The organism is Pedobacter mendelii, assembly GCF_014635725.1.
In the GTDB taxonomy this organism is placed as follows: domain Bacteria; phylum Bacteroidota; class Bacteroidia; order Sphingobacteriales; family Sphingobacteriaceae; genus Pedobacter; species Pedobacter mendelii.
Window position 1 is genome coordinate 464,643 of record NZ_BMDJ01000001.1, and the last position, 14,643, is coordinate 479,285.

15 protein-coding genes are annotated in these 14,643 nt (G+C 35.0%); 12 read left to right on the top strand and 3 right to left on the bottom strand.

All coding sequences use genetic code 11. The annotated features are described in order from the left end of the window. The first annotated feature begins 1 nt into the window (after position 1). The 8 genes from IEV50_RS02100 to IEV50_RS02135 all read left to right on the top strand — a co-directional run bounded on the left by IEV50_RS02100 (position 2) and on the right by IEV50_RS02135 (position 9,548). Complete coding sequence (locus tag IEV50_RS02100; protein ID WP_229746587.1) at positions 2–2,878, top strand: PD-(D/E)XK nuclease family protein; 2,877 nt, start codon at positions 2–4, stop codon at positions 2,876–2,878. A 225-nt stretch (positions 2,879–3,103) separates the two neighbouring features. Then, the gene (locus IEV50_RS02105) at positions 3,104–3,661 is read left to right on the top strand and encodes a GNAT family N-acetyltransferase (protein WP_188411594.1); all 558 of its coding nucleotides are present in this window, start codon (positions 3,104–3,106) and stop codon (positions 3,659–3,661) included. 29 nt (positions 3,662–3,690) lie between these two features. Then, positions 3,691–3,894, top strand: coding sequence for a hypothetical protein (locus IEV50_RS02110; protein WP_229746588.1), 204 nt, complete (start codon positions 3,691–3,693; stop codon positions 3,892–3,894). Further along, on the top strand, positions 3,894–4,343 hold the full coding sequence (locus IEV50_RS02115) for a DUF6036 family nucleotidyltransferase (RefSeq protein ID WP_188411595.1): 450 nt from the start codon (positions 3,894–3,896) through the stop codon (positions 4,341–4,343). The genes IEV50_RS02110 and IEV50_RS02115 overlap by 1 nt, the downstream gene beginning before the upstream one ends. 231 nt (positions 4,344–4,574) lie before the next feature. Further along, positions 4,575–5,561 carry a pyruvate dehydrogenase complex E1 component subunit beta gene (locus tag IEV50_RS02120; protein WP_188411596.1) on the top strand — a complete coding sequence of 329 codons (987 nt, stop codon included), beginning with the start codon at positions 4,575–4,577 and terminating at the stop codon, positions 5,559–5,561. A gap of 326 nt (positions 5,562–5,887) precedes the next feature. Beyond that, complete coding sequence (locus IEV50_RS02125; protein WP_188411597.1) at positions 5,888–6,463, top strand: pentapeptide repeat-containing protein; 576 nt, start codon at positions 5,888–5,890, stop codon at positions 6,461–6,463. Between the two features lie 42 nt (positions 6,464–6,505). Then, a complete protein-coding gene (locus IEV50_RS02130; RefSeq protein ID WP_188411598.1) occupies positions 6,506–6,880 on the top strand; it encodes an iron chaperone in 375 nt (124 codons plus the stop codon). 376 nt (positions 6,881–7,256) lie between these two features. Next, a complete protein-coding gene (locus tag IEV50_RS02135) occupies positions 7,257–9,548 on the top strand; it encodes a Tex family protein (RefSeq protein WP_188411599.1) in 2,292 nt (763 codons plus the stop codon). A gap of 74 nt (positions 9,549–9,622) precedes the next feature. Here IEV50_RS02135 and IEV50_RS02140 read toward each other — a convergent pair whose 3' ends face one another. Then, positions 9,623–10,702 (bottom strand): mechanosensitive ion channel family protein, encoded by a 1,080-nt coding sequence (locus IEV50_RS02140; RefSeq protein ID WP_188411600.1) that lies wholly within the window; start codon positions 10,700–10,702, stop codon positions 9,623–9,625. A 118-nt stretch (positions 10,703–10,820) separates the two neighbouring features. On the opposite strand from IEV50_RS02140, the gene IEV50_RS02145 reads away from it, so the two are divergent. Beyond that, positions 10,821–11,186: an ORF6N domain-containing protein gene (locus IEV50_RS02145; RefSeq protein WP_188411601.1), complete on the top strand. Its 366-nt coding sequence runs from the start codon at positions 10,821–10,823 to the stop codon at positions 11,184–11,186. 178 nt (positions 11,187–11,364) lie between these two features. Here the strand turns inward: IEV50_RS02145 and IEV50_RS02150 are convergent, their stop codons facing one another. Both IEV50_RS02150 and IEV50_RS02155 read right to left on the bottom strand, forming a co-directional pair. After that, positions 11,365–11,607 carry a DUF2442 domain-containing protein gene (locus IEV50_RS02150; protein ID WP_229746589.1) on the bottom strand — a complete coding sequence of 81 codons (243 nt, stop codon included), beginning with the start codon at positions 11,605–11,607 and terminating at the stop codon, positions 11,365–11,367. Positions 11,608–11,668: 61 nt separating this feature from the next. Further along, positions 11,669–12,331, bottom strand: coding sequence for a hypothetical protein (locus IEV50_RS02155; protein ID WP_188411602.1), 663 nt, complete (start codon positions 12,329–12,331; stop codon positions 11,669–11,671). Between the two features lie 497 nt (positions 12,332–12,828). On the opposite strand from IEV50_RS02155, the gene rplM reads away from it, so the two are divergent. From rplM to rpsB, 3 genes are read left to right on the top strand one after another with little or no spacing between them, the layout of a single operon-like run. Then, positions 12,829–13,272: a 50S ribosomal protein L13 gene (rplM, locus tag IEV50_RS02160; protein ID WP_116248884.1), complete on the top strand. Its 444-nt coding sequence runs from the start codon at positions 12,829–12,831 to the stop codon at positions 13,270–13,272. Positions 13,273–13,275: 3 nt separating this feature from the next. Beyond that, positions 13,276–13,662, top strand: a complete 387-nt coding sequence (rpsI, locus tag IEV50_RS02165; RefSeq protein ID WP_055913282.1) for a 30S ribosomal protein S9 — start codon at positions 13,276–13,278, stop codon at positions 13,660–13,662. A gap of 18 nt (positions 13,663–13,680) precedes the next feature. Further along, entirely contained in the window at positions 13,681–14,544 is an 864-nt protein-coding gene (gene rpsB / locus IEV50_RS02170; RefSeq protein ID WP_188411603.1) for a 30S ribosomal protein S2, read from the top strand. The last annotated feature ends 99 nt before the right edge of the window (positions 14,545–14,643 follow it).

The window sequence follows — 14,643 nt, forward strand, 5'->3', positions numbered from 1 at the left end:
CATGAAGACTCAAATGAAACCATTTTTACAAGAAGTTGCCGAAGATTTAGTCGCCAGGTTTGGAAATCAACTGGAAAATTGTGCTATTGTTTTCAATAACAAAAGGCCAGCTGCTTATTTGCAAAAGCATTTTGCAGATATCATTGGTAAACCTTTTTTCAGTCCCTCGTTTTTTACCATACAGGAGTTTTTTGCCTGCTCAACAAGTTATAAAATTGCCGATTTCTATTTGCAGTTTTTTACACTTTACAAAATATACAATCAACTACTGGCAGAAGAAAAACTGGAAACGATTTCCAGCCATAAATTTTTTCCTTTAGCGAAGATTATTTTAAGCGATTTTAACCAAATTGATGCTGATTTAGTCGATGCAGAAAAGCTATATCGCGATTTGGAAGACATTTCTGTCATCAATAAAGAGTTTGATTATTTAAGTCCTGAGCAATACCAATTTCTTGCTCAATTCTGGACTTCCTATTCTGAAGGAAAACATAAAAAACAGCAGGAACTATTTATAAAAATGTGGCGCAGAATGCCAAAGCTGTATCAAAAATTTCATGAGAAGCTGAAAGACCAAGGTTATTTAACTAACGGTTCGGTTTATCGCCATTTGGCCGATGACATCACAAATCATCAGGAATTCATCTCCAATTTTGATAAAGGAAAAATCATTTTTGTTGGTTTCAATGCATTAAGCCGTGCCGAAGCTAAAATATTTACCCAGCTACAGGAAGCTGATAAAGGACTATTTTACTTTGATGCAGACAGCTATTATTTAGATGATAATCAACAGGAAGCCGGTTTATTCTTAAGGAAAAACTTACATCTTATTGGATTAAAAAATGAGTTTTCTGGCAAGGAAAGTTTAATGAAAACCGCTGAACATAACGTAAATGTTTTCAAAGTTCAAGGGCAATCTGCACAGGCAAAAATCCTTAACACAATTTTAGAAGAAGATTATAAGAACTCAGAAAGTGTTGGTAAAACTGTTGTGGTTTTGGCAGATGAAAGTCTGCTCATCCCAACTTTGCAAACCATCCCTACAATTTATAATGGTTCGGCAATTGACCTGAATGTTACGATGGGTTTTGCTTTATCTACTTCGAGTATTTTTGGTTTGGTAGACTTATGGCTAACAAGTCAGTTAGAGACATTACAAGCCGATAAAGTCACTTATAAAAATGTTGAGGCATTTTTAACGCATCCCTTAACGGGTTTAACGCAAAAGATGCGAGATAAAATTTTAACGGCTTTATTAGAAGAAAATCAAGTTGAAGTTGACCATAAACGTCTTTTAAGACAAAGTGGTTTATTTGAAGTTTTTTATAAAAAAATTGAAGACCCACAATTTGTAGTTACCAATTTACTGGAGGTTTTAGATTTCGTTTTAACCAGATTATCAAATGCGAAAACACTGAAGAAAATTGATGCAGAATTATTTGTTAAAACCATTCAGGAGTTAAACCGACTACACGATACATTTAGCAATCACATTGGCAAAGAGGAAATTCCTTTCGTAATTTATTTGGTTCAAAAATCGTTACAGGCTATTGCTGTTCCACTTTCTGGCGACCCATTAAATGGAATTCAGGTAATGGGCTTATTAGAAACCAGAAATCTAAACTTTGATAAAGTAATAATTTTAGGTTTTAATGAGGGAATTATTCCAAAATCATCCATCGGCAATAGTTTTATTCCTGATTCTATCCGAAGAGTTTATGGTTTGCCCGTATTGGAAAATTTGGATGCCATTTCTTCTTATATGGTTTACCGGTTAATCCAAAGAGCAAAGAACATCAACTTTATTTACAACAGCTTAACTGATGAATCTACATCAGGCGAAGCCAGCAGAATTTTAAAGCAACTGGAATACGAAAGTGGTTTTAACTTCATGTATCATGAACTTAACCTTGAGGTAAAAACAGAGCAATTTAAAGAAGTTAAAATCGAAAAAACAAGCAATGCGTTTATTAAGGAAACGCTACAGAAGTACCTCGATAAAAAGAAAATTCTTTCTCCATCGGCTTTAACACAATATATTTCCAATCCGATAGATTTTTTCTTCAACTATATTGCTGAAATTAAGGAACCCAAAGAGATCAGTGCCGTTGTTGAGGCCAATGAAATTGGTTCTATTTTACATAAAGTGATGGAGTATTTTTATGCGGATTTAAGAAAAGCTGAAATCACAGAAGAGCGAATTAAGGAGCAAAGAAAAAGTATTCCTAAATTGATTCAGAAAGCATTTAATGCTGTGATGTTTAAACATCCCGATTTGGTAATGGAATATAAGGGTATGCAAAAGGTAATCTTAGCCATTGTTGATGCTTACGTAAACATTATTCTAAACCAGGATATTTCACAAACGCCTTTTACTATCATTAGCCTGGAACAAAAAATTGAGGCTGAAATTAGTTTTCCATTAAACGGTAAAGAAGAAAGTATCAAAATTTTCGGTTATATCGACAGGGTTGATGTTAAAGATGGCATTACCAAAATCATCGATTATAAAACAGGAAGCGACAAATTAGCTTTTAAAGACATTGATGAGCTTTTTAATTCTGATGGAAAACACATTAACAAAGCACTAATTCAAACGCTATTATACACTTATGCTTATGAACAATTTGCCAGCAAAACTTGTGTAGAGCCCAATTTGTATATTGTTAAAACCATGAACGACCCAACTTATGGCGGTGTTTGGTTTAAATCTAACCGGCAGGTTTTGCGTGGCGATTTTCTTGAAGAAATTAAACCTTTGTTTTTAGCAAAGCTTAAAGAAAAACTTACTGAACTTTTTGGTGCACCATATTTTAAGGCTAGCGAGGTTCAGGATAATTATAAGTATTCGATTTATAAAACGCTGTTTGGAAAGTAGGTTTTTAACCGCAAAGTTAGAGAAGAAAAATCGCTAAGAACGCTAGGCTTTGATTTCTATATAACCACAGAGAAAAAAAAGAAAAGTACAGAGGGCATAGAGTATAGGCTAAAGTATTCAATCTCTTTCTTCTCGGTGAAAACCTCTGTGTCCTCTGTGGTAATAAAACTTTAAATCCTTTGCGAAAAACTTTGTGTGCTTTGCGGTTAATCTTTAAATTTAAAAATGCTAATCCTCAATTTCAATAAATTCCCAGTTCTAGAAACCGAACGCTTAATTCTACGAGAACATGCTCTTTCGGATGCTGAAAATATATTTAAAATGCGCACAAATGAAGCAGTAATGAAATATATCGACCGCGAAAGACCAAAAGATTTGGAAGATGTTAAAACATTCATTACTACATTTAACGAAGGATTCGAAAATGGCGACAATCTAGCCTGGGTAATTGCACTAAAAGAAAACCCAAGTCAAATGATTGGCTCTGTTGGCTATTGGCGAACTGATTACCCCAACCACAGGGCAGAAATTGGCTACATGCTACATCCAGATTATTGGAGAAAAGGTATTATATCCGAAGCTTTAAAAAGAACAATCGATTTTGGTTTTAACGATATGAATCTCCATACCATTAAAGCAAATATTAATGTCGAAAATGATGCATCGCGACAAATCCTAATCAAACATGGTTTTGTAAAAGAAGCACATTTTAAACAGGATTATTATTTCAGAGGAAAGTTTTTAGATAGTGAAATTTACGGATTGTTAAATCCGAAGCATTAAATCAATCCATAAAATATTTATATTTGATTATGTATCGTTTAGACAGAACAGCATTTAAAGCCCAAACTGCAGAAGAAGCTTCAAAATCTCATGCCGAATATTATCTTACTTTAACCTGGCAAGAACGTTTGCGAATTGCAAACTATTTAAACAGCATTGCCTACAATTTCCCTGAAGAGAATCCGCCACGAATGGATAAAACAAAATTTAGTGTGAGAGCTAGAAATAAATAATGGGAAACATTTTTAATGAAGATTTTCGTGATTTTGTCGAGGCTTTGAACAAGGCTGATGTTCGATATATTTTAGTTGGAGGCTTCTCAGTAATTCTTCATGGTTACTCAAGAACTACGGGTGATATGGATATTTGGGTGGCAAGAACTTTAGACAACTATGGCAAAATCAAAAATGCATTTTTAAATTTCGGGATGCCTGTATTTGATATGACTGAGGAAAATTTTCTCACTCATAAAAATTGGGATGTTTTTACTTTTGGCATACCACCATCAGCAATTGATTTGATGTTAGCTGTAAAAGGTTTAGATTTTGATGCCAGTTATGATAACGCAATATTATTTGAAGAAGATGGTATCCAAATTAAAACTATTCATTTAGACGATTTAAAAAAAGCCAAAAAAGCTGCAGGCCGTCCAAAAGACCTCAACGATCTTGAAAATCTCTAAACCATATCGCAGCAATATATTTTGTTAAACCAACAAACCTTAACACAATTACCACCTCATTAACAGATATTCACAATATTATTTTAAATATCTACAAAACTCAACAATGGTTTAAAGTTTTGGTCGAAAAAACAGCATTAATCAACCATAATTATTACAAAACACACGCTTAATTCCCTTTGGTTTCAAAGCGATTAATAATTATATTTGCCACCGTTATTAAAATTTACAATGAGAGAAATCCAATTTAGAGAAGCCCTACGCGAAGCTATGCAAGAAGAAATGCGTAAAGATGACCGCGTTTTTTTATTAGGTGAAGAAGTAGCAGAATATAATGGAGCGTACAAAGTGAGTCAAGGTATGCTTGATGAATTCGGTGCGAAACGCATTATCGATACCCCGATTGCCGAATTAGGTTTCGCAGGTATAGCAACTGGTGCCGCAACAGCTGGCCTTGTTCCAATTGTAGAATTCATGACATTCAACTTTTCATTGGTAGCAATCGACCAAATTATCAACGGTGCTGCTAAAATTTTATCAATGAGCGGTGGTCAGTTCTCATGCCCAATGGTTTTCCGTGGTCCAACAGGTAACGCAGGCCAGTTAGGTGCACAACACTCTCAAAACTTCGAAAACTGGTTTGCAAACACACCAGGTTTAAAAGTTGTAGTTCCAGCTACACCATATGATGCAAAAGGACTATTAAAACAATCTATTATCGATCAAGACCCGGTTATCTTCATGGAATCTGAAGTAATGTATGGCGATAAAGGCGATGTTCCAGCAGAAGAATACTATATTGAGTTAGGTAAAGCAAACGTAACCAAAGAGGGTACTGATGTAACCATTGTAACTTTCGGCAAAATGTTAACCCGCGTGGTAAACCCGGCCGTAGAAGAATTAACTAAAGAAGGAATCAATGTTGAAGTTATCGATTTACGCACCGTTCGCCCTATAGATTATGATACAATCATTGCTTCAGTTAAAAAAACAAACCGTTTAGTAGTGGTAGAAGAAGCTTGGCCATTAGCATCGCTTTCAGGCGAAATTGCTTTTATGGTTCAAAAACATGCATTCGACTATTTAGATGCACCAGTTTTACGCATTACCTGTGCCGATGTTCCACTTCCATATTCGCCAACTTTAATCGCCGCTAGCTTACCAAATGCAGAACGTGTTGTTAAAGCTGTTAAAGAAGTAATGTACGTTAAAAAGTAATTTTAAATTGTTAGTCTGAGTTTATCCAAGACTAAAAATATACAAATCCTCCAAAAAAATTTGGGGGATTTTTTTTGCTTTATACTCTTCCAAATAAGCTTATATAATTTTATATCTCTTGTAGGGTAAAATAATTTGAAAACCAACGTTCACGAATTTTTCGCGCTCAGCAGTCCCGCTGTTTGCTATAGCCTCGCAGAAAAAGCTCTGTCTGCCGCGTCCATCTGGTTTATTTAACAAAAGCTTGTTTAAAAAATGCAGTTCTCTTCCTGCCTAAATCCTAAAAATCAAACGGTAATTTTTACCTTCGCTAAAAAACACATCCAATGTCCGATAATTACATAGCTGAGCAAACATTCAACAAAGAAGATTTTAATTCAAAAGCATTACCAAAAGCAGAATACGAAAATTGTAAATTTACTAACTGCAACTTCTCCAACTCAGATTTGAGCGGTATAAAATTTCTTAATTGTGAATTCATTTCATGTAACTTAAGTTTAGCAAACTTGACCAAAACTTCATTTAATGACATTATTTTTGGCGATTGTAAAATGCTTGGACTCCGTTTCGAAAACTGTAACGATTTCGGTTTAGCTTTCAGTTTTGACAATTGCAAATTAGACCACTCCTCTTTTTATAAGCTAAAACTAAAGAAAACCAATTTCAAAAATACCCAGCTTCATGAAGTCGATTTTTCGGAGTGCGATTTGGCAAATGCTATTTTCGACAACTGCGATTTACTCAGCGCAACGTTTGATAGAACGATTTTAGAAAAAGCCGATTTCAGGAGAGCATACAATTTTTCAATCGACCCTGATAACAATCGCATTAAAAAAGCAAAGTTTTCTAAATCCAGTTTAGCAGGCCTTTTGCACAAATACGACATCCAGATTAGTGAATAAATTAATTCAAGTTTTGTATTTTCATATCAAGATTTAAATGCTATGGAAAAACCAGAACCAAAAACAATTGATGAATACATTGCCATATTTCCACTAAAAACTCAGCAAATTCTACAACAAATTCGCGAAACCATTCATAAAGCTGTACCAAATGCAAAAGAGGTAATTAGTTATAAAATGCCAGCCTTTAAACAAAATCATGTTTTGGTTTATTTCGCCGCTTACAAAAAACATATTGGTTTTTATCCAACTGGTTCGGGCATCGAAGCTTTTCAGCACGAATTTGGAAATTACAAATGGAGTAAAGGAGCTGTTCAGTTCCCAATAGATAAACCCATACCTTTAGATTTAATTACGAGAATAACCAAATTTAAAGCAGAAAAGGATTTGGAGAAAATATCGAAAAAGAAAAAATAACTTTTAACTTTTTCTACACCAAGCAACCAAAAATAACAGCAATATCCAAGCTATCTAAACGGGATTGAAGCGGTATACTTTTAAAATAGTAGCAACTCTGAATATGTTGTCATCAGCAACAGATGAAACAGATGCTTCATGCCTCAAAAGCAGAAGCTGTTTTTAAAAGATATAGCGTAAAGCCCGACTAACATTCAATTATACCATGTCATTGCTTTCCGAAAAAATGGAAACTACAAAATCTTAAAAATCCTTAAATCCCGCAAATCCTGGTATGCGAAGCGATTAATTACCAATAATTTCAGTGGAAAACTTCATCTTAAAAATCCTTAAATCCCACAAATCCTGATTAGCTTTGCCCCTTTAATTTTTGAATATGTTAGCTCACCATAAAACAATTGCAACCGAATTAAAAGTTGCAGAAAAACAAGTTACCGCAACCGTAAACTTACTAGACGAAGGTGCAACCGTGCCATTTATTTCGCGTTACCGCAAGGAATTAACGGGCAGTTTAGATGAAGTTCAGGTTGCGGCAATACGCGATAGGGTTTTGCAATTACGTGATTTAGACAAGCGCCGCGAAGCCATTTTAAAATCAATGATTGAGCTTGGAAAGCTAACGCAAGAGCTTGAAAATAAAATAAACGAAGCAGAAACCATTTCGCTTTTAGAGGATATTTATTTGCCTTACAAACCGAAACGCAAAACCCGTGCTTCGATGGCGAAAGAAAAAGGTTTGGAGCCTTTGGCTTTACAAATTTTCGACCAGCAGAATTTCGATTTAGAAGCTCTGGCAGATACATTCATTGATGCAGAGAAAGGAGTAAATTCTTTGGATGAAGCTTTGGCCGGCGCTCGCGACATCATTGCAGAGATGATATCAGAAAATGCAGAAGCCAGAACTAAAATGCGTATCTATTTTCAGGAAAAAGCAGTTTTTAAATCTGAAGTAATTAAAGGAAAAGAAGAAGAGGGCATAAAATATAAGGATTACTTTGAGTGGAACGAGCCTGTGAAAACTGCAGCTTCGCACCGCGTTTTAGCTATGCGCCGTGGCGAGAAAGAATTGATTTTACGTTTAGACGCTTTACCGCCTACTGAAGATGCTTTAACAATTTTAGAAAACCAATTTATTACGGCTAACAACAGTGCATCGAAGCAAGTTCAGCAAGCATTGGAAAATGGTTATAAACGTTTGTTAGAACCTGCAATGGAAACTGAGCTTCGTGTATTAACCAAACAAAAAGCAGATGAAGAAGCCATACGGGTTTTTGCAGAAAATGCTCGCCAATTGTTACTTTCTGCGCCAATGGGGCAAAAAAATGTACTGGCTATCGACCCTGGTTTTCGTACAGGCTGTAAGGTTGTTTGTTTAGATAAGCAAGGTCAACTGTTGGAAAACACCGCAATTTACCCACATACCGGACAAGGAAACATAAAAAATGCTGAAGTAGTTATTCGAGAACTTTGTAAGAAATACGATATCGAAGCTATCGCAATAGGAAATGGTACAGCAGGTAGAGAAACAGAAGCTTTTGTCCGTGGATTAAACTTGCCAAATACCACTATTGTAATGGTAAATGAAAGTGGTGCATCAATTTACTCGGCATCTGATGTTGCCCGAGAAGAATTTCCTACACAGGATATTACCGTTCGTGGAGCTGTTTCAATCGGTCGCAGATTAATGGATCCCTTAGCTGAACTGGTAAAAATCGACCCAAAATCTATCGGCGTTGGGCAATACCAACACGATGTTGACCAAAATAAATTACAAGCCAGCTTGGATGATACAGTAATTAGTGCCGTAAACGCGGTTGGTGTGGAGTTAAATACGGCATCGAAACAGATTTTAGCCTATGTTTCAGGCTTGGGGCCAACTTTAGCACAAAACATTGTTGATTACAGAAACACACATGGTGCTTTTAAAAACCGAGAAAGCTTGAAAAAAGTTCCTCGTTTGGGTGATAAAGCTTACGAACAAGCAGCAGGTTTTTTACGCATCCGCAATGCCGACAATGTCTTAGACATAAGTGGCGTTCACCCTGAGCGTTATGATGTTGTAGCTAAAATGGCTAAAGATTTAGGCACAACCGTTTCAGTTTTGATGAAAGATACGCAGTTGCAAAAACAGATTAAATTGCAGCAATATGTTTCGGATGAAATTGGTTTACCAACCTTAACCGATATTTTGAAAGAACTCGCAAAACCTGGTCGCGATCCGCGTGAGCAATTCGAGGCTTTCAGTTTTACCGATGGTGTAAATGAAATCGGTGATTTAATAATCGGAATGAAGCTTCCAGGCATTGTAACTAACATTACTAATTTTGGTGCTTTTGTAGATATCGGCGTTCATCAAGACGGCTTAGTACATACCAGCCAATTGGCAAATCGATTTGTAGCTAACGCAAATGATATTGTTAAAGTTCATCAAAAAGTTGAGGTGACGGTAATGGAAGTTGATGCGGCTCGTAAAAGAATTTCGCTGTCGATGAAGACGGAAGTTAGTCCGAAGTCGGAAGTTCGCAGTCGGGAGCCTAAAGTGCAGAATCAAAAGCAAGAGTATAAACCGAATAATCAGAAGCAAAACTTCAAACCACGTAATGAACCAAAAGATGTAGACGGAGATTTACAAGAAAAATTGGCGAAGCTGAAAGGAATGTTTAAATAGTAGTTCAAAATTTTCATACTGAGTTTGTCTAAGTACTTTTAGTGGTCTTCGACAGGCTCAGACTGACAATCTATCTATATCCCATCAAGCTTATCCTTAAACTCCAGCCTTTTCTTTGGTAAACTTTCAGGATAATTGGTTTGAATAAAGGCAATCATCGCTTCGCGGATATTACACCGTAAATCAAAAGCACGGGAGGAATTTGAAGCACTCATTAAAAAACGAACTTCGATCGAGCCGTCTTTAGTGCTATCGGTAACCTGAACCACATTTACTCTTTTATCCCAAAGCAGATTTGAACTTAAAAGCCTAGTCATTTCCTGACGAAGCGGTTCGATGGGAATGGTATAATCAAGGTAGAGAAAAACTGTTCCGAGTAAATCAGCTGAAACCCTTGTCCAATTTTGAAATGGTTTTTCAATAAAATAAGTTATAGGCAAGATCAATCTCCTCTGGTCCCAAATATTTACAACAACATACGTTAACGTAATTTCTTCAACCTTTCCCCATTCCCCCTCCACAATTAAAACATCATCAATTCGGATGGGTTGCGTAAACGCGATTTGAAAACCAGCCAATAAATTACCGAGTGATTTTTGGGCTGCAAAACCAATAATAATTCCTCCGATACCAACTCCAGTAAGTAGCCCGGCTCCTATTTTCCGCATACTTTCGAAGCTTAATAAAATAATTGCAGCAGTAATTAGAATTATTAACGAAACAATAAACTTACGTACAAATTGAAGTTGTGTTCTTATTTTTCTTTCTTTTAAATTATTCTCTTTGTTTAAATCATATTTTAGATAAAAATAATCTTCAAGAACATTAATAAAACGAATCAGGATTAAAGCAAATGTAACAGTCAATGCTATTTCTAACGTTTTCGTTAGTGGCAATCGCCAGGCAGCACTCATTACCATCAACGACGACGAAAAGTTTAAAAACAAAAGTGGAATAAATAAACCTATCGGATTTCTAAGGTGCTTGATGGTTGATTTAATAATAATTGAACTCCACCAACGTGATAACAGCAAGAATAATTTATGAATGATAAACTTTACGAAAGCACCTATTATTAATGCTACTATACCAATTATAATATTTTTTAAAAACAGAGGAATGGGATAACCGAAAATATTATCGAGATACTGCATACATTAAATTTGATGGTTAAGGATTTAACAACAGCTATTGGATATTGTTTGAGGTCACAAATTGTGGCCTCAAATCCAAATCAATTTTTGTATCTTACATTTTAAATCCAAAAATGATATGACAGCTAAACAAAAGCTCTCAATCATCCCTGAAAATATTTTAGTTAACAAAATTTATGAAATCCGTGGGCATAAAGTTATGCTCGATAGTGATTTGGCGGAGCTTTATGGAGTTGAAACGAAAAGATTAAATGAGCAAATACATAGGAATCAAGATAGATTCCCAGAAGATTTTATGTTCCAACTTACGGAAAGTGAATGGCAAAACTTGAAGACGCAAATTGCGACTTCAAGTTGGGGTGGAAGAAGAAAACTTTCCTTTGCTTTCACCGAACATGGTGTGTTTATGCTTTCTAATGTTTTAAATAACCAACAAGCAATACAGGTAAACATTCAAATTGTAAGAATATTTACAAGATTGTGAAAATGTTGAACTAAAATATGAGATTGAAGACATTAAAATGAAACTCAACAATCAAGATAAATCAACAATCAAGATAAAAACATTGAATTGGTTTTTACTTACTTAGATAAGTTGATGGAAAAGAAAATTGAACCAAGAAAAAGGATTGGATTTAAACCTGAAGATTTGTAGATAATGACTAAATTTTACCGTTATGCAAGTCCCAGATAGGAAAACACATTTCAAAATCATTCCATTCGATATCACCGAATTCAATATTGAAGTTTTTAAACGCTTCTATTTCTAAGTATTTACTGGACATTGGATTTTTAGATGATTTTAAAAAATCTCCAAAATCAACTATTTGACTTACACCATCAGAAAATTCAAATGCTATTTTATAATCTTGCAAGTATTCGGCTTTATTAATTTCTATAACCATGATTATAATTTTTAGCTATTACTTCAGTTGGGGATAGGTTTTTCTATTGATATGTGATTAATTAAAGTTCTTCATACTCAATGAGCTTCTCATTTTTATCGAAAAAGAATTTCATTTTATATAACTCATTATTGATTCTGTAAAGACCATAATATATAAATCCAAAAATCTCTTTGTCTTTTTTCTTTTCAATATCAATGTATTTGTAAATGGAATCTCTACTTTTTAGATTTTTAAATTTCTCGTAAGCACTAAGTTCTTCAACCAGTTTCTTTTGAAACTTATTCTCATAAATAAATTTTTGGCGAAAGTCCGAATAACTTTCATTTACAATTGCATTTAAGAAAATATTTGGTGTACTATTAAAATCTGTATAATTAACATTATCCTCACGAATATATTCATGCAATTTTCTCGAAAACGGCTGATACAACCAATCCATATCTTTGTAAAAATCTGCATTATAATTAGAAGCAGTTGTATCGACAGTGACAGGTGTTTCATCTTCAGAATATTCAATAAAAGAATTCGTCATTTTTATTGAATGATAATCTGTTACATACACTGTATCATACAGGTTTAGATTTACTAATTCGTACTTGCTTTTATCAAATTTATTGGCTGTATGATTAAGAAAATCATAGATTTCTTTTTCCTTTTTATCTTTTGTTTTGCATGAAACTAAGATTACCAACAGAATTGAGAGAGTTAAAATATTTTTCATTTTCAAATATAAATAAAACAATAAACTAACACTAAATCTCATAGTGCTCTTTTAACAAAAAAATCGTTGAAATAAGCAATTTTATTGCAGTTTTTTTATTATCGACAATAGCGTCACAATTCTAATTTCCCCAAACCCGATTGAAGTGGAAATACTTTTTTGCTGAAACTGAAAAATGAAATTGCTTCGTCGTACCCACTAGCAACTAAGAATATAAAAGCAGGTGCTTTAACAAAAAAGATTGGAACAAAAAGCGGGGCCGAAGCCAACAAAAGAACTACTGTTATTGCTTTACAAATCACTAAAAAACACCCCGCCTTGCAGGCACCCCTCTAAAAGAGGGGAATTACCCCTCACGACGACATGACTTTCATATTAAAACTTATAACTTTCAATTTTTTCTTTCCAACTATTTGATAATAAAAGTTTTCTATCTATCTTTGCAGTCCCAAATTTAATGGGAATAAATAATTGTTTAATAAATTAAATACAAGCAAGTGAATACGTTAAGTTACAAAACTGTCTCTGCCAATGCGAAAACTGTTAACAAACAGTGGATTGTTGTTGATGCACAAGGCGAGATTTTGGGGCGCTTGTCATCGAAGATCGCTATGATCATCCGTGGTAAAAACAAGCCTGAGTACACCCCACACGTAGATTGCGGAGATAACGTTATTGTTATCAATGCAGACAAGGTTAAATTGACAGGAAACAAATTCAGCGAAAAGCAATATGTTTCTTATACTGGTTATCCAGGTGGTCAACGTTTTATTTCTCCTAAGGAGTTAATGGCGAAACACCCTCAACGTGTAATCGAGAAAGCGGTACGTGGTATGTTACCGAAAACTAAATTGGGTAAAAAATTATACACAAACCTTTTTGTGTATGCTGGTGAAACTCACCCTCATTCAGCTCAATCTCCAAAAACCATTAAACTTTAAGAAATGTCAGTTACTAACACTTCAGGAAGAAGAAAAACAGCTGTTGCACGTATCTACTTAAAAGATGGTGCTGGAGCAATTACCGTTAACGGTAAAGATCACAAAGTTTATTTCCCAACTTTACCTTTGCAATATATCGTAAACCAAAGTTTAGAGGTTTCTGAACTTACGGGTCGTTATGATATTACTGTAAACGTACAAGGCGGTGGAGTAAAAGGACAAGCAGAAGCTGTTCGTTTAGCTATTGCTAAAGCGATTGTTGAACTAGATGCGGAGAAAAAACCTGCATTACGTGCTAAAGGCCTAATGACGCGTGATATGCGTATGGTTGAGCGTAAGAAACCAGGACGTGCTAAAGCTCGTAAGAAATTCCAATTCAGTAAACGTTAATCACAGGAGGCAAAGACAATGGCAAGAACAACTTATCAAGACTTATTGGATGCAGGTGTACACTTTGGTCACCTTACCCGTAAATGGAATCCAAAAATGGCTCCTTACATTTTCATGGAGCGTAATGGAATTCACATTATAGATTTAAATAAAACTTTAACTAAAACTGAAGAAGCTGCGGCTGCGATTAAACAAATCGTAAAATCAGGACGTAAAGTATTATTTGTTTCAACAAAAAAACAAGCAAAAGGAATCGTAGCTGAACAAGCTAAAAAAGTAAACATGCCTTTCGTAACCGAGCGTTGGTTAGGTGGTATGTTAACTAACTTCGCTACAGTTCGTAAGTCAATTAAAAAGATGGTTACCATCGATAAAATGACTAAAGACGGTACTTATGCTATCTTATCTAAAAAAGAGCGTTTGATGATTCAACGTGAGCGTATTAAATTAGAATCACTTTTAGGTGGTATTGCTGATTTAAACCGTTTACCTGCAGCTTTATTCTTAATTGATGTTAAGAAAGAACACATTGCAGTAACTGAAGCATTAAAATTAAACATCCCAACTTTTGCGATGGTTGATACGAACTCTGATCCTTCTAACATCGATTTCCCTATCCCGGCGAATGATGATGCTACGAAATCAATCTCTTTAATTACTGATGTAATTATCAAAGCTATTGAAGAAGGTTTAGATGAGCGTAAACGTGAAAAAGATGATGAAGCTGAAAAAGAAGCAGTAGCAGCGAAAGTTGCAGCCGATGCTCCTGAAGTTAAAGAACCTAGAGCAGCTGGTGAAAAAAGACCAACTACTAAAAAGGTAACTGCTGAAGCAGAAGTTGAAGCACCTTCATCAGAAGAAACTAAAACAGAAGGGGAATAATAGCCCCTCCCAACCCTCCCCAGAAGGGAGGGCTTTCAAATAACTTATTAAGATAAACATCTCGCTCCTCCCCCTTCTGGGGGGAAAGAGGGGGGCAAA

Coding starts and splice junctions, on each gene's coding strand:
- IEV50_RS02100 (WP_229746587.1), top strand. CDS start 2: ATGAAGACTCAAATGAAACCATTTTTACAAGAAGTTGCCGAAGATTTA.
- IEV50_RS02105 (WP_188411594.1), top strand. CDS start 3,104: ATGCTAATCCTCAATTTCAATAAATTCCCAGTTCTAGAAACCGAACGC.
- IEV50_RS02110 (WP_229746588.1), top strand. CDS start 3,691: ATGTATCGTTTAGACAGAACAGCATTTAAAGCCCAAACTGCAGAAGAA.
- IEV50_RS02115 (WP_188411595.1), top strand. CDS start 3,894: ATGGGAAACATTTTTAATGAAGATTTTCGTGATTTTGTCGAGGCTTTG.
- IEV50_RS02120 (WP_188411596.1), top strand. CDS start 4,575: ATGAGAGAAATCCAATTTAGAGAAGCCCTACGCGAAGCTATGCAAGAA.
- IEV50_RS02125 (WP_188411597.1), top strand. CDS start 5,888: ATGTCCGATAATTACATAGCTGAGCAAACATTCAACAAAGAAGATTTT.
- IEV50_RS02130 (WP_188411598.1), top strand. CDS start 6,506: ATGGAAAAACCAGAACCAAAAACAATTGATGAATACATTGCCATATTT.
- IEV50_RS02135 (WP_188411599.1), top strand. CDS start 7,257: ATGTTAGCTCACCATAAAACAATTGCAACCGAATTAAAAGTTGCAGAA.
- IEV50_RS02140 (WP_188411600.1), bottom strand. CDS start 10,702: ATGCAGTATCTCGATAATATTTTCGGTTATCCCATTCCTCTGTTTTTA.
- IEV50_RS02145 (WP_188411601.1), top strand. CDS start 10,821: ATGACAGCTAAACAAAAGCTCTCAATCATCCCTGAAAATATTTTAGTT.
- IEV50_RS02150 (WP_229746589.1), bottom strand. CDS start 11,607: ATGGTTATAGAAATTAATAAAGCCGAATACTTGCAAGATTATAAAATA.
- IEV50_RS02155 (WP_188411602.1), bottom strand. CDS start 12,331: ATGAAAAATATTTTAACTCTCTCAATTCTGTTGGTAATCTTAGTTTCA.
- rpsI (WP_055913282.1), top strand. CDS start 13,276: ATGTCAGTTACTAACACTTCAGGAAGAAGAAAAACAGCTGTTGCACGT.
- rpsB (WP_188411603.1), top strand. CDS start 13,681: ATGGCAAGAACAACTTATCAAGACTTATTGGATGCAGGTGTACACTTT.